The sequence below is a fragment of the Paenibacillus elgii NBRC 100335 genome (assembly GCF_004000865.1).
In the GTDB taxonomy this organism is placed as follows: Bacteria; Bacillota; Bacilli; order Paenibacillales; family NBRC-103111; genus Paenibacillus_G; species Paenibacillus_G elgii.
In genome coordinates this window covers 1-14,849 of record NZ_BIMB01000088.1, presented here as the reverse complement: position 1 = coordinate 14,849, position 14,849 = coordinate 1, and the positions used below count along the sequence as shown (strand labels likewise).

Annotated in this window: 16 protein-coding genes; 13 read left to right on the top strand and 3 right to left on the bottom strand. The window is 56.1% G+C overall.

Annotated features, from left to right (window positions below; all coding sequences use genetic code 11):
- Positions 1-39: 39 nt before the first annotated feature.
- Together PEL01S_RS33360 and PEL01S_RS33355 are read right to left on the bottom strand one after the other, a co-directional pair.
- On the bottom strand, positions 40-507 hold the full coding sequence (locus PEL01S_RS33360) for a hypothetical protein (protein ID WP_063179506.1): 468 nt from the start codon (positions 505-507) through the stop codon (positions 40-42).
- Positions 494-835 (bottom strand): hypothetical protein, encoded by a 342-nt coding sequence (locus PEL01S_RS33355; RefSeq protein WP_063179592.1) that lies wholly within the window; start codon positions 833-835, stop codon positions 494-496. Before PEL01S_RS33355 ends, PEL01S_RS33360 begins: the two co-directional genes overlap by 14 nt.
- 291 nt (positions 836-1,126) lie before the next feature.
- Here PEL01S_RS33355 and PEL01S_RS33350 point away from each other — a divergent pair, with 291 nt between their 5' ends.
- The 12 genes from PEL01S_RS33350 to PEL01S_RS33295 all read left to right on the top strand — a co-directional run bounded on the left by PEL01S_RS33350 (position 1,127) and on the right by PEL01S_RS33295 (position 13,116).
- Positions 1,127-1,816, top strand: a complete 690-nt coding sequence (locus PEL01S_RS33350) for a response regulator transcription factor (RefSeq protein ID WP_108530580.1) — start codon at positions 1,127-1,129, stop codon at positions 1,814-1,816.
- Positions 1,816-3,285: a sensor histidine kinase gene (locus tag PEL01S_RS33345; protein WP_127463240.1), complete on the top strand. Its 1,470-nt coding sequence runs from the start codon at positions 1,816-1,818 to the stop codon at positions 3,283-3,285. Before PEL01S_RS33350 ends, PEL01S_RS33345 begins: the two co-directional genes overlap by 1 nt.
- Positions 3,269-4,339, top strand: a complete 1,071-nt coding sequence (locus PEL01S_RS33340) for a rod shape-determining protein (protein WP_063179512.1) — start codon at positions 3,269-3,271, stop codon at positions 4,337-4,339. Before PEL01S_RS33345 ends, PEL01S_RS33340 begins: the two co-directional genes overlap by 17 nt.
- A 114-nt stretch (positions 4,340-4,453) precedes the next feature.
- Positions 4,454-5,131 (top strand): type 1 periplasmic-binding domain-containing protein, encoded by a 678-nt coding sequence (locus tag PEL01S_RS33335; protein WP_127463239.1) that lies wholly within the window; start codon positions 4,454-4,456, stop codon positions 5,129-5,131.
- A gap of 93 nt (positions 5,132-5,224) precedes the next feature.
- On the top strand, positions 5,225-5,686 hold the full coding sequence (locus PEL01S_RS33330) for a hypothetical protein (RefSeq protein ID WP_127463238.1): 462 nt from the start codon (positions 5,225-5,227) through the stop codon (positions 5,684-5,686).
- 165 nt (positions 5,687-5,851) lie between these two features.
- The gene (gene yidD, locus PEL01S_RS33325; protein ID WP_204343701.1) at positions 5,852-6,061 is read left to right on the top strand and encodes a membrane protein insertion efficiency factor YidD; all 210 of its coding nucleotides are present in this window, start codon (positions 5,852-5,854) and stop codon (positions 6,059-6,061) included.
- A 363-nt stretch (positions 6,062-6,424) separates the two neighbouring features.
- Positions 6,425-8,425, top strand: coding sequence for a methionine--tRNA ligase (gene metG / locus PEL01S_RS33320; protein ID WP_127463237.1), 2,001 nt, complete (start codon positions 6,425-6,427; stop codon positions 8,423-8,425).
- 50 nt (positions 8,426-8,475) lie between these two features.
- On the top strand, positions 8,476-9,549 hold the full coding sequence (locus PEL01S_RS33315) for a Gfo/Idh/MocA family protein (RefSeq protein WP_127463236.1): 1,074 nt from the start codon (positions 8,476-8,478) through the stop codon (positions 9,547-9,549).
- 169 nt (positions 9,550-9,718) lie between these two features.
- Entirely contained in the window at positions 9,719-10,708 is a 990-nt protein-coding gene (locus tag PEL01S_RS33310) for a metal ABC transporter substrate-binding protein (protein ID WP_127463235.1), read from the top strand.
- 31 nt (positions 10,709-10,739) lie between these two features.
- Positions 10,740-11,516: a metal ABC transporter ATP-binding protein gene (locus PEL01S_RS33305; protein WP_010497530.1), complete on the top strand. Its 777-nt coding sequence runs from the start codon at positions 10,740-10,742 to the stop codon at positions 11,514-11,516.
- Positions 11,517-11,569: 53 nt separating this feature from the next.
- The gene (locus PEL01S_RS33300; RefSeq protein ID WP_127463234.1) at positions 11,570-12,373 is read left to right on the top strand and encodes a metal ABC transporter permease; all 804 of its coding nucleotides are present in this window, start codon (positions 11,570-11,572) and stop codon (positions 12,371-12,373) included.
- 35 nt (positions 12,374-12,408) lie between these two features.
- Positions 12,409-13,116: a cytochrome c biogenesis CcdA family protein gene (locus PEL01S_RS33295; protein ID WP_010497527.1), complete on the top strand. Its 708-nt coding sequence runs from the start codon at positions 12,409-12,411 to the stop codon at positions 13,114-13,116.
- Between the two features lie 3 nt (positions 13,117-13,119).
- Here the strand turns inward: PEL01S_RS33295 and splB are convergent, their stop codons facing one another.
- Positions 13,120-14,181 (bottom strand): spore photoproduct lyase, encoded by a 1,062-nt coding sequence (gene splB, locus PEL01S_RS33290; RefSeq protein ID WP_063179527.1) that lies wholly within the window; start codon positions 14,179-14,181, stop codon positions 13,120-13,122.
- A gap of 242 nt (positions 14,182-14,423) precedes the next feature.
- On the opposite strand from splB, the gene mntR reads away from it, so the two are divergent.
- The gene (gene mntR / locus PEL01S_RS33285; protein ID WP_010497525.1) at positions 14,424-14,846 is read left to right on the top strand and encodes a transcriptional regulator MntR; all 423 of its coding nucleotides are present in this window, start codon (positions 14,424-14,426) and stop codon (positions 14,844-14,846) included.
- Positions 14,847-14,849 lie beyond the last annotated feature (3 nt).

The window sequence follows — 14,849 nt, the reverse complement described above, 5'->3', positions numbered from 1 at the left end:
TCCGGGCCGGCCGTCAGGTTTTTCTGTTTTTCCACTTCGTTACAAAATGCTTGGCAGCACCTTGATTTCCCGATCCAGCTTGGGCAGGAACGAATAATTCGGATTAAAGGTGAAAATTCGTTTCATCTGGCAGGACAGCATCACGACGGCCGTCATCGCTTCGCTCAGCGAGAACCGGTAGTTCGGAAAATCGATAATGAGTCGCTTCGATTCCATCTCCAGCTCCGGTGTTCCTGGCACGATCGTCAGCACACCCTGCTGTACCGCTTTTTCCATCGTGTTCAAGAAGAACTGCGCATCCGAATAATCAAAATGATTGCGCAGCCATTGGTGCGTTTCGAAGATCACATAGTTCGTCGTAGCCAAATGCCGGTCCATATCGTCCAGGTCGAAGAACAGTGACCGGGCCTTCAAATAATACGGGTCCTCCGGATTCATAAACGCCATCAGGGCGGACTGCTCCAGAAAGACGGCCTGCTGCAAGGATGCGGAATCATGCACGATCATAGCTATGTACCTCCTCGCCCGTATACCGTTCCTTCCGCTTCGTCAAGCCGTCGAGCTGCAGCAGCGGATTTTTTTCCTTCTGCTCCATCGTCGCTTGAAATGCTATCTCGTGGGACCGCACGGCAAAATATTGGTCGATCATATAGTGAACTACGGCACTGACGCTCGTCTGTTCGGCTTCGGCCATTCGTCTGCACTTATCGTAAACCTCGGGCTCCAGCTCGATGGCGGCGATCTCGACGGCTTCTCCTTCCGTCGAAATGAGCTGGGATGCGGCGGATTTCCACTTCCTCAGCTGGCTTTGCATGAAATCCTTGGAACTGCTCACGGGCGTCACCTTCCACAACACAATTTATACGGGCTTGAATACGCAAGCCGACTTCCTTCCTAATACTGTTCGGCAAAAACCGCCGTTTTAAGGGGATTTTCACCCTTATTTGAGTGGGTTCATGCTTTGAACATAGTTATTTAACCGTTTGATCCGATTTTGAACACAATTTGCTCAAATTTTTCGTGTAACGTTAAGGCGTACGGCTCCTTTTTCGGCTAATCCCCCCGCAAAATAGGGGGGGCGGGAGAATCCTATAGTATCTTCACCGGCAAAAGGAGCATTGTCTGCATGAATTCTTGGAAAGTACTGGTCGCCGACGATGACCCGAACGTCAGGGAGATCATTCGGCTTTATTTTGAAAAGCAGCACATCAGCATGATTGAGGCGCAGGACGGTGAGGAGGCGCTGGAGCTTGTCGAGAAGGAAGCGCCGGACATCGTTATTCTCGACGTCATGATGCCGAAGATGGACGGTTTTGAAGCATGCCGCCAAATTTTGAAAAGGTTTGATATTCCTGTCATCATGCTTACGGCGAAGAGGGAAGAGTTCGACCGGGTGCTCGGGCTGGAGCTCGGCGCCGACGATTACGTCACGAAGCCGTTCAGTCCGCGGGAGCTCGTGGCGCGGATCAAGGCGATCTTCCGTAGGATGCAGCGCCGCAAATTACCGGATGAACCGGTCGCCATCACGTTAGAGGGGCTCTCGATCAACACGGAGCGCCGCGAGGTACTGGCCGGGGACGAGCGAATCGTGCTTCGCCCGAAGGAGTTCGATCTGCTGACGCATCTGGCCCGATCGCCGGGGACGGTGTATACGCGGGAGCAACTGCTGGAGCAGGTGTGGGGCTACGAGTTTATCGGGGATATCCGGACGGTCGACGTGCACGTGAAAAAATTAAGGGAGAAGCTGCTCCCGTACCGGAACGATTGTATTCATACGGTGTGGGGCGTAGGGTATAAATTCGAGGTTCAGGAATAATGCTCGGTATCGGCAAAAGCATTTTCCGCCGGCTGCTGTTCGGGCATATGTTCACCATGCTGCTGGGCCTGTGCGTCGTCGGGTTTCTGCTTTCGCTGCTGACCAAGGGCTACATCGTCGATTCGCAAAAGGAAGAACTGCTGCGCAAGGCGAAACGGGTCAATCTGACGGTTCAAACCGTCGTCGTCCCAGATGATCGCGTCAAGGAGCAGCTGCTGTTCTTCGACCAGACGTTCGACGCGCGTATCTGGCTGTTCGACCGTAACGGCAAAATCGCCGCCACCTCCAGCAAGGACGAGGTGTACGTCGGCAAATCCGTCGATCCTGCCGTCGTCCGCAAAGTATTGAGCGGCGAAGAGGCGCTGCTGAACGAGCCGCGGTTCGAGGGGCTCAAGGAGCCGATGCTATCCGTCGTCGTCCCGTGGGGTAAGGACAACGAGGTATACGGCGGAATCGTCCTGCACGCCTCGGTCGCCGGAATGAACGAAACGATCACGTTAATGCGCGAAACGATCCTGTGGGTCACGCTCGTGGGCGTGCTGCTCTCGGCGGTAACGGCGTCGTATTTGTCGTGGTCCATCTCCCGGCCGCTTCGGCGGATCGACAAGCTGGCGCTGCGCATCGGGCATGGAGATTACGGCGAGCGGATCGAGATTGCGTCGAACGACGAGATCGGAGAACTGGCCGCCACCATTAATCAGATGGCGGACAAGCTGCAGCGGACGGACGAAGACAAGCGCAAGCAGGAACAAATCCGCCAGGATTTCCTGGCGAACGTCTCCCACGAGCTGCGGACACCGCTGACAGCCATGCAAGGGTTTCTGGAGGCGCTGCAGGACGATTTGATCGACGATGCGGCCAAGCCGAAATATTACGACATCATTTACAAAGAAACGCTTCATATGAACCGTTTGGTGGATGACATCGCGGATTTGATCAAGCTGGAAAACGACGAGATCGCCTTGTCCCGCAGCCCGGTGGACGTGCGGCAGTTATTTGCGCACATCGCCGCCATGTTCGGACCGGAAGCCGCGGAGCGCAACACGACGATCGAAATGCGCACGGAAGAGGGGCTGCCGGACGCGTATGCGGACCGGGACCGCTTCGAACAAATTATGAAAAATTTAGTGAAGAATGCCGTGAAATTTACGGAAAGCGGAAAAATTTTGCTGAACGCCCGTGCGGAAAGCGAGCTGCTTATGATTCAAGTGGTGGATACCGGCATCGGGATTTCCCCCGACGATCAGGAGATGATCTGGGAGCGCTTTTTCAAGGTGGACCGCGGCCGAAGTAAAAAAAGCAGCGGTACCGGACTCGGACTGGCTATCGTCCGGGAGCTGGTAGAGCTTCATGGCGGGACGATTACCGTCCGCAGCGAAGTCGGTCAAGGAACCGTATTCGAGTTCCGGCTGCCGGCGGCTCAGAACGCAATACACGAAGGAGGAAGACAACATGTTAAAGCGATTTGATACGCTGTACGGTATTGATTTGGGAACTTCGAATACGGTGATTTACCAGCACGGGAAAGGCATTGTGCTGCGAGAGCCGTCCGTGGTGGCGATCCGGCAGGATTCGGGCGAGATGGTGGCGGCCGGTACGGAAGCACAGGCGATGATCGGCCGGACCCCGGGCAATATCGACATCATTTATCCGCTGATGGACGGGGTGATCGCCAACTTTGACATTACGAGCGCGATGCTGCAGCATTTTATTAAAAAAATTCAAGGCCGGGCCCCTTGGTTCCGCAGCTCGCAAGTATACATATCGGTGCCGTGCGGCATTACGAACGTGCAGAAGCGCGCCGTCGAAGAGACGATGGTGCATAAAGGCGCCAAGAAGGCCGTAGCCGTGGAAGAGCCGCTTGCCGCGGCGCTTGGAGCCGGGCTTCCGGTCGACCAGCCGATCGGCAGCCTGGTGCTCGATATTGGCGGGGGAGCGAGTCAAGTAGCCGTGCTGTCGCTCGGAGGCATCGTCGTCAGCCATACGGTGCGGCGCGCAGGGATGTCGCTCGATCAGGATATCATCGAATACGTCAAAAAGACGTACAATCTGGCCATCGGCGAACGGACCGCGGAGGAGATCAAGAAGCAGATCGGTTCGGTCGTCGAGCGGCAGAAGGACAAGGCCATCGATATTAAAGGCCGGGATTTGATCGATGGGTTGCCCCGGTCGCTCCGCTTGACCTCCGGCGAAATTTTCGGACTGATGGACGATTTTCTGGCGACCATTTTGGACGCGATCCGGGTGACGCTGGAGCACTGTCCGCCGGAGCTTGCCGGGGATGTGGTGGAGCGGGGCATTCTTCTGTGCGGAGGCGGCTCGCTGCTTCACGGGCTGGTCGAGCGGATTCAGGCGGAGACCAGCGTCCCCGTCCATCTGGCGGCGGAGCCGCAGGATTGCACGGCGCTGGGAGCAGGGATGATGATCGATTTTAAGCGGGAGGGCTGGAGCCGCGGGAATGCGATCGCCGGGCGGAACGCCGGCGTACAGGCGGAAGAGGAGCCTCTGCGGCAGGACGCTTAGAAGGCGGCTCAGGCTCAGAAGCTGCTGCAGGGCCCGGAAAATAAGCCGTTGACCGTTGATGGAATTGCCGCTAAGCTATGAAAAAAGCTTGGGCTCAATAGGGAGGCGGTTGTCATGGCGGTAAAGCGGCTGGGCTGCTTGCATGCGCATCATTCGAATATCCGGTATTTGGAGGAAGGCCTGGATCGCGAGGCGTTTTCCTGCCTGCACTTTGTCGATCCCGGCGCGATCCATTGGCTGACCCGGGCGGCGGCGTCCGAAGCGGAAGCGGGGCAGGTGCAAGTGAAGCTGCGCGGCCAGTTGGAATGGATCGCAGGCTGCGGGGTGGACGCCATCGTCATCACATGCACGAATTATATCGCCGCGCTGTCGCCTTTGGAGCAAGCGCTCGAAGCGACGGGCGGCATTCCGGTCATCGCAATCGACGAGCCTTGGTTTGACGAGCTGCTGAAGCTTGGGGACGAGGCGGTCGTCGCTTTCACGAACCCGGCCACCGTTGAAGGGACGATGGAGAGGCTGCATGCCCATGCCAAGCTGCAGGGCAGAGCGTTCAAGGCGCAGACGGCGGTGTCCGGCCCGGGCTGCTTCGAGCTGCTGCTGCAAGGACGGGAAACGGCGTATGCGGAGCAGGTTGAAGCGTTCCTGCTGGGCCTGATACATCATTCATCTGCCCCGGTTGCGGCGGCTCAATTGTCGATGACGGACGCGGCCGCACGGGCCGAAGCGGTGTCCGGCGCTCGGGTGCTGTCGCCGATGCAGGCGCTTCGCAGCAGGCTGGAGAAGCTGCGGTAACGCGATCCGGCCTTGTCATAGTTATGTAATAAATCCATGGTACATTTTTCTTGCAACACTACATACGACCTTAGCCTGTAGGAGGAAATGACCATGAAGATGAACAAGCTCGTATCGGTTGGCCTTGCCTGCGCCATGCTGCTCGGCGGGGCGGTATCCGCAAGCGCCGCGCCGGCTGCCGCGCAGAACCCGAGTCATACTGCCGTGAAGGAGGCCAAGGCTCAGCATAAGCAAGCCAAGGCGTCGCAGCAGGCCGAGCAGCTCGCGCAGCTGCAAAAGACGGCATCGGGTCTCGGGATCGCAACCGAGGGCAAAACGGCGAAAGAATTGAGGGCGGCCATTCAAGAGAAGCATAAGGCGCTCGCCGAGCAAAAACGCGCCGATGCGCTGGCCAAGCGGAAGGCCGAAGCAGAAAAGCTGGGCATTTCCACCCAAGGCAAAACCGCCCAAGAGCTCGCCAAGGAGATTCAAGCGAAGAAGCAGGAGCAGAAGGCAAGCAAGCAGGTGAAGAAGCAAGAGCACAAAGCGAGCAAGCAAACGAAAAAGAGCAGCTAATCGCAAGCTGCGCTCATCCAAGCCCGCAAAGGTCTGCCCGCGCCCATCTCAAAGATGGAAGCGGCGCAGATCTTTTTTCTGTCGCCTAATCGCTATGATTTGACACCGTTCCTCTCGTTCAGGCATGATGATAGAAACAAGCTGAGGAAAGGAGCCGCGCCCATCATGAAACAGGTACTGCAAGGAGGCGTCCGCTTTTACCGCAAATGGATTTCGCCGCTAAAACCGCCGACCTGCCGGTTTTACCCGACCTGCTCCGCCTATGCGCTGGAAGCGCTGGAGAAGCACGGCGCGGCCCGCGGCTCGTGGCTTACGGTGAAACGGATCTGCAAGTGCCATCCGTTCCATCCCGGGGGAGTGGATCATGTCCCTTGACACGGACGGTTCATTTTCGATATATTTGGCTTAATAATCCCATGAACGGATGAGTACTTTGCCGGAAGCCGCACAGAGAGCCGGAGACGCTGAGAACCGGTCGGCCGATGCGAAGGAAGATGGTCCGGGAGGATATGAGGGCGAGCCATGCTCACGGTCGAATTCGGCCGCAGGCGGTAAGCTTTCATCGTAACTCCGGCGTTAACGGATGGTCAGCGATTGACCGTTAAGCCTCGAACGGCGCTTTGGTTCGCCATGCGTCCGAACGGGGGAAGTTGGGTGGTACCGCGTGAGTTCGAAGCTCTCGTCCCATAGGGATGAGAGCTTTTTCGCATTTTCAATTCACTAGGAGGTCATTGGAACATGTCTGAAACCAACAAAAGCTTTTACATCACGACGCCGATTTATTACCCGAGCGACAAGCTGCACATCGGCCACGCGTATTCGACGGTGGCGGGCGATGTCATGGCCCGGTACAAGCGGCTGCGCGGGTACAACGTCATGTACTTGACGGGTACCGACGAGCATGGGCAGAAGATCGAACGCAAAGCGCAGGAGGCGGGCAAGACGCCGCAGCAGTTCGTCGACGATATCGTCGCCGGCATCAAGGACCTGTGGAAAAAGCTCGACATCTCGTACGACGATTTCATCCGTACGACCGACGCGCGCCATAAGCAGGCGGTCGAGAAAATTTTCACGAAGCTGATGGAGCAGGACGATATTTACCTCGGCCATTACGAAGGCTGGTACTGTACGCCGTGCGAGTCGTTTTTCCTCGAAAACAAGCTGGTCGACGGCAAATGTCCTGACTGCGGACGGCCGGTGGAATGGGTGAAGGAAGAAAGCTACTTTTTCCGGCTCAGCAAATATGCCGACCGGCTGATTGAGCATTACGAGAAGCACCCGGAGTTCATTCACCCGGAATCCCGCCGCAACGAGATGATCAACAACTTCATCAAGCCCGGTCTGGAGGATCTCGCCGTCTCCCGGACGACGTTCGACTGGGGCATCCGCGTGCCGGGCAATCCGAAGCACGTAATCTACGTCTGGATCGACGCGCTGTCGAACTATATCACCGCGCTCGGCTACGGCAGCGAGGATGACAGCCGTTACCAAACGTACTGGCCTGCGGACGTGCACCTGATGAGCAAGGAGATCGTGCGCTTCCATACGATCATCTGGCCGGCGATGCTGATGGCGCTCGGTCTGCCGCTGCCGAAGAAGGTCATCGGCCACGGCTGGCTGCTGATGAAGGACGGCAAAATGTCCAAATCCAAAGGCAACGTCGTGGACCCGGTCACCTTGATCGACCGCTACGGCCTTGACGCGCTCCGCTATTACCTGATGCGGGAAGTCCCGTTCGGCTCCGACGGCACGTTCACGCCGGAAAGCTTCGTGGAGCGGATCAACTTCGATCTGGCGAACGACCTCGGCAATCTGCTCAGCCGGACCGTGGCGATGATCGACAAATATTTCGGTGGCGAGGTACAGCCGTACGTTGCCGGAGCGACCGAATTCGACGCTGCGGTACTGGAGACGGCCGAAGCGACGGTCGCCAAAGTCGAGGAAGCGATGGAGAAAATGGAGTTTTCCGTAGCGCTCTCCGCGATCTGGCAGCTCGTCAGCCGCACGAACAAATACATCGACGAGACGCAGCCGTGGAATCTTGCTAAAGACGAGGCGAAACGGGAGACGCTCGGGTCCGTGCTGTACGTGCTGGCCGAATCGCTGCGCATCTCGTCCGTGCTGCTGCAGCCGTTCATGACCGAGACGCCGCGCCGTATGTGGCAGCAGCTTGGCATCGAAGCCGGTCCGCTCACCGTATGGGACACGGTGCACGCTTTCGGCACGCTGACTGCCGGCACGCGTGTGGCGAAGGGCGAAGCGATGTTCCCGCGTCTGGAGGCGGACAAGGAGATCGCGTTCATCGCGGAATCGATGAGCGGCGGAGCGGCTCCTGCGGCGGAGTCCGCACCTGAAGAACCGAAGGCTGCGGACGCGAAAGCGGAGACGGCTGCCGTACCGGCGCCGGAGGCTTCGCCTGAAATCTCGATCGACGATTTCTTCAAGGTCGACCTGCGGGTGGCCGAGGTCATCGCCGCCGAGCCGGTGAAGAATGCCGACAAGCTGCTGAAGCTGCAGCTCGATCTCGGCTACGAGCAGCGCCAGGTTGTCTCCGGCATCGCCAAATACTACACGCCGGAGCAAATGGTCGGCCGCAAAGTTATCTGCGTCACGAACCTGAAGCCGGTCAAGCTGCGCGGCGAATTGTCGCAGGGCATGATTTTGGCTGCATCGCAAGGAGATCGGCTCACCCTCGCGACAGTTTCCGATTCAATTCCGAACGGATCTGTGGTAAAATAAGGGTTGTTCACGTGAACAATCGATAGATACCATGGTGGGAGGCTTCTTGTATGCAGAAGAACGACGGAATGAATTATGCGCCGCAGGGGAAACCGAATCCGGTCGTGAAGCCGGGCGAGTTCGCTTTTGCCGCGATAGGGCTGGATCACGGCCATATTTTCGGGATGTGCAATGGCCTGATGGAAGCAGGAGCCGATTTGGTTGCCGTCTACGACCCGGACCCGGTGAAAGTCGAAGCGTTCGTCAAGCGGTACCCGCAAGCCAAGGCCGCCGCTTCGGAGGAAGAAATCCTGCTCGATCCGAGCATTCGACTCGTAGCGGCTGCGGCTGTCCCTTCGGAGCGCGGATCGCTTGGGGTTCGTGTCATGAGCGCGGGAAAAGACTACTTTACCGACAAGACGCCATTCACCGCGTTATCGCAGCTTGAAGCCGCCCGCGCGAAGTGTGAGGAAACGGGACGGAAGTACATGGTCTATTTCAGCGAACGGCTGCACGTGGAAAGCGCCGTGTTCGCCGGGGAATTGATTCAGAAGGGCGCCATCGGCCGCGTCGTGCACGTGATGGGCTGGGGCCCGCACCGGTTGAACGCGCCGACCCGTCCGCAGTGGTTTTTCGAGCGGGAGAAGTACGGCGGCATCCTGTGCGACATCGGGAGCCATCAGATCGAGCAGTTTCTGTACTACACTGGCGCCAAGGATGCCACGGTTGTCAGCAGTCGGGTAGCCAACTATCACAACAAGCCGTACCCGGAGCTGGAAGACTTCGGAGACGCCACGCTGACTGGCGATAACGGCGCGACCTTCTACTTCCGCGTCGACTGGCTGACGCCAGACGGACTTGGCACCTGGGGCGACGGCCGGACGGTCATCGTCGGCACAGACGGGTACATCGAGCTGCGCAAATATATCGATATCGCCCGGGATAAGCAGGGCGACCACGTCTATCTGGTGAACAAGGAAGGCGAGCGGCATTTCTCCGTTCACGGCGAAGTCGGCTTTCCGTTCTTCGGGCAGTTGATCCTCGACTGTATCCACCGGACGGAGAACGCGATGACGCAGGAGCATGCGTTCAAAGCGGCGGAGCTGTGCCTGAAAGCCCAGCAGCAAGCAGTTCGCGTCGAATAGCTTACGATCGTATAGATGGAAATACCCCTTTGCCGGAATTAGGCGCAAAGGGGTATTTTTGGCTTTTTCGTAATTTCTACATTTACCGTTGACAAGCGAATGGGCTGGGCGTATAATCGTCGTTGTTAATGAAAAAAATTACGATTTACGTCTCGGAGGGTATCATTTCATGAAGCGAACATTCATCAAACGGGCCATCCTTCCCGTCATTCTGGTTCTCCTGTTGTCTACACTACTGTCCGCTTGCGGAGGACGTTCGCAGCCTGCGCTTGTGAACGGCAAGATCAATATCGTAGCGAGCTTTTATCCTTTATATGATTTTGCCTCCAAGATCGGCGGAGATCACGTCAATGTCGTGAATCTGGTGCCGGCCGGCGTCGAGCCCCACGATTGGTCGCCGAAGGGCCGCGACATTCAGAATTTGACCAAATCGGATTTGTTCGTCTATATGGGCGCCGGCTTCGAGGGTTGGGTGCAGGATACGCTCGACAGCTTGAAGAAGGATAGCAAGGCCGTTGTGGTTGAAGCCAGCCACGGCATCGAGCTGCTTCCCGGCACGGGGGAGGAACACGGGGATGAGCACGGCCACGACGAGAAGAAAGAGGCAGGCAAGGATGCCCACGGTCACGACCACGGCAACACGGACCCGCACGTATGGCTGAGCCCGGTCAATGCCAAGCAGTTGGCCGCGAACATCAAAGACGCGCTGATTCAAGTCGACGGTGCGCACAAAGCCGACTACGAAGCGAATTTCAAGAAGCTAGCTGACCGGCTCGATCAATTGGACGGCAAATACAAGAGCGAGCTGGGCAAAGTGTCCAAGAAGGACATTGTCGTGACGCATCAATCGTTCGCGTATTTGGCCAAAGCCTACGGACTGAACCAGAAAGCGATTATGGGGCTTGCCCCGGATGCCGAACCGACGTCCCAGGATATGAAAAATATTTTGCAATTCATTAAAGACAACCAAGTGAAATATATATTCTTTGAGGAGCTCGTGTCCGACAAATTGGCCAAGACGCTTGCGAAGGACGCCGGAGTCGAAACGCTTGTCCTCAGCCCGCTCGAAGGGTTGACCGAAGAGCAGGCGAAGAAGGGTGACGATTATGTGTCCTTGATGGAAAACAATTTGAATAATTTAATAAAAGCATTACAATAGAAGGGAGACCTTCCGTATAAGGAGCTTTGCCATGCAAACGAATGCTCGCTTTGGATGTCATCAACAGATCGTGACGATCGATGACATCTTTTTTTCTTATGAAAATAAACCCGTGATAAGCGGTTTGAATTTCTCAATCCTGGAGCGCGATTTCGTCGGACTGGTCGGTTCCAACGGCGCAGGCAAGACGACGTTGCTGAAGATGATCGTCGGGCTGCTGAAGCCGGTCCGCGGCGAAATCCGACTCTTCGGGCAGCCGATCGACCAATTCCGCGACTGGGAGCGCGTCGGATACGTCCCGCAGAAAAATGCGCTGAATCCGCTGTTTCCGGCTACGGTCCGCGAAGTGGTGACCTCCGGACTGTTCGGCAAAAAGAATATGTTCCGCCGGCTGAGCAAGCAGGAGCGCAGCAAAGCGGACGACGCGCTCTACGCGATGCGCATCGAAGATCTGGCGGACCGTCGGATCGGCCAATTGTCCGGCGGCCAGCAGCAGCGGGTATTCCTCGCCCGGGCGTTAATTAATAACCCGGAGCTGCTTATTCTGGACGAGCCTACCGTCGGCATCGACGCCGAGACGCAGGCCGGCTTTTTCCGCATGATCCGGCATATGCACCAGCATCATCACATCACGTTTATCATGGTAACGCATGATATGGATATGATACAATCGTATCTCGGGGAGGACTCGGTGCAGAAGAGCGGCGGCCTATCGTTCTACGTCAAGCATACGCACGAGCCGGAAAATTGCCGCGAAACCGATCTGACTCACTCGATGCAGCAGCTTAGAGAGACGATTGAAGTATAGCCCTGACCGCACAAGACGGCAGGATGCAGTGGGCAGATAGGAGAGAACTGGCTTTGGACATCTTTACCGAATACTTTTTTCAACGGGCGCTGATCGGCGGCTTGCTCATTGGCTTGACCGCTCCGCTTATGGGCGTATTTCTCGTGCTGCGCCGTTTGTCGATGATCGGGGACACGCTGGCGCACGTATCGATCGCGGGGGTCGCGCTCGGGTTTTTGATTAACGTTTACCCGATTGGCGTCGGACTGCTGTTCGCTTTACTGGCTTCGTTCGGCATCGAGCGGCTGCGCAAAGCGTACAAGACCTACGCCGAATTATCGATTGCGATTATTATGTCAGGCGGCGTGGCGCTTGCCACCTTGCTGTTTACGATCGGCAAAGGCTTCAACATTAACGTCATGAGTTACTTCTTCGGCAGCATTTATACGCTGGACAGCACCGACCTTTGGGTCGTCGGGGGCGTTGCGGCCATTGTCTTGGCGTTCGTGCTCATCAACTACAAAGAAATGTTCCTGCTCTTCTTCGACGAAGACGCGGCCGGTGTGAGCGGCCTGCCGCTGCGCTTCTATAATATTATGATCACGATGCTGACGGCGCTGGTCATCAGCGTCTCGATCAAAATCGTCGGGGCGCTGCTCGTTTCCTCGCTGCTGACAATTCCGGTTGCGTGCAGCTTGCTCGTCGCCCGCAGCTTCAAGCATTCGATCTTCTGGTCGATTCTGTTCTCCGAGCTTGCGGTCATTGCCGGACTTGTCTCCGCAGGGATATGGGACTTGGCGCCGGGAGCGACGGTCGTGCTGCTGCTGATTGCGCTGCTCGTCGGCATTTTAACGGTAAAACGGGGACTTCGCTTGTAAGAAACAAAGAGGTAAAAGGAGGGGGAACGGTAACCGTGGAGCTTAACATTTGGATCGCGCTGTGGGCAGGCTTTGTTTCTTTCATATCGCCCTGCTGCTTGCCGCTGTATCCTTCGTATTTGTCCTACATAACCGGTGTGTCCGTCGGAAAGCTCAAAGACGAGCAGAGTGCAAAAGAAGTCCGGTTCAAGCTGATTACCCATACGCTCAGCTTCATTCTCGGGTTTTCCATCATTTTCTATACGCTGGGACTCGGGGCTAACGTCATCGCCAACGCGTTCCTGGATTACCGCGATTTGCTGCGGCAAATTTCGGCGATCATGATCTTTGTGATGGGGCTATTCCTACTCGGTATTTTTCAACCGCAATGGCTCATGCGCGAGCGCAAGCTGCAGATCAAGTCGAAGCCGGCCGGTTACCTCGGCTCGCTGTTGATCGGTATCGGCTTCGCCGCAGGATGGTCGCCCTGCATCGGCCCGATTCTATCCGCAATGCTGATGCTGGCGGCAACCGAACCGAATTCCTGGCTGCCGCTCATTTCCGCTTATTCGCTTGGCTTCGCGATTCCGTTCTTCATCCTTGCGTTCTTCATTGGATCGACCAAATGGATCTTGAAATATTCCGCCACCATGATGAAAGTAGGCGGAGGCGTGATGCTTGTCGTAGCCGTACTGCTCTACACGGATCAAATGACCCGCATCACGATCTGGCTGCAGGGCATTACGCCTTCCTGGATCGGCTGACGCTCACGTAAAATAATCGATCTTCGCCTTCGGAAAATGGGTAAAAATGCGTTCGCTAATGAATTCGCGCAGCGCCGTAGCTTGCTCGTCGGGGTAGACGTACTTGCCCTGGCCCCATCGACCCCATTTGTATTTCCGCTTGGCTTCGTCCATCTCCAGCTTCGTCTTCGGATAGCGCTGGTGGATAATGTTTTTAGCTGTTTTCGTATACCGGTGTTGAATCAATTCGAACGTCAAGTCAGAGGTCGCTTCCGGCGGAAGGGCCTCTTTTAATTTGTGCAGCAGCTCTCCATAGCCTTCCTCCCAGCCTTCATGCCAGATGATGGGGGCGATGATGAAGCCGAGCGGATAGCCGGCCTTGGCGACTTTGCCGGCCGCCTCAATGCGCTCGTAGAAGCTGGAGGTTGCCGGTTCGAAGTTTTTGATCACATAATCGGCATTGACGCTGAACCGGAACCGGGTATGACCGTTATGCTTGGCATCCAGCAGCGGCTCCACGTGGTGAAATTTCGTGACGAAACGAAGCCTGCCCAGCGGTTCCCGACCCATAAATTCGATGTATTCCTTCAGCGAGCCTGAGATATGTTCAAGCCCGACAGGGTCCGACGTACAGGCCGCCTCGAAGCGGGTAATTTCCGGCGCTCTTTCTTCGATATACTGCTTGGCCTGCGTCAGAATATCGTCGGTATTGACATAGACTCGGATATAAGGCTTCGCCCCGAGCGTCGTTTGCAGATAGCAGTAATGGCAGTGCGCCATACAGCCTGTCGCGATCGGGATGGCATACTCGGCCGATGGTTTGGACGTATCGAATTTCAGCGTTTTGCGGATACCGACGACCAGCGTTCGTTTGGCGATCCGGTATTTCTCCAGGTCGCTTTCGCCCGGAAGATTCGTGATCCGGTTATGGGAGGTCGTCATGCGGATCGGAAGTCCTTCCTTCAGCGCCCATTCATGGATTCGCTTGCCTTTGGGGTAGTCTAAGGCGTCGGGTTCAAAATAGACAAGCTCCGGGACAAACACCTGCGTCTGGCGAATCGGGGGTGTAAGAAGCTCCGTGGCCATGTGCGAGATCCCTCCTGATGGTACGAATCGTATCGGACTTGCTTACGTAATGCGGCTGTGATATAGTTAAGAACGCTTATAACGACATTAGGATGCTTCATTCACTCGGTGCGCACACATGGGAATTTGCTGCGCTGCACACGAGGTTTTTGTCCTTCACAGCAAAGTCTTGCTTTGCATAAATCAATCAGTGTATCATAAAATTACCGAGATTCGTCTTTGGAACACAGGAGGAACGCGGAATGGCTACGCCCAGTATGGAAGATTACTTGGAACGAATTTATAAATTAATCGATGAGAAAGGGTACGCGCGCGTTTCCGATATCGCCGAAGGACTTGAGGTTCACCCGTCCTCGGTAACGAAAATGATTCAAAAGCTCGATAAAGACAACTACTTAATTTATGAAAAATACCGCGGTCTTGTGCTGACGTCGAAAGGTCAAAAGGTCGGCAAACGGCTGGTCGACCGCCACCATCTGCTGGAAGAATTTTTGACGATCATCGGCGTATCGGAAGAAAATATCTACAAGGATGTCGAGGGCATCGAGCATCACTTGAGCTGGGATTCCATCACCTGCATCGAGACGCTGGTTGAATATTTCAAACGTGACGCCACCCGTGGCGAGCAACTGTTTTCCCTTAAGAAAGAGCTGGAAGAATCGTAAGTC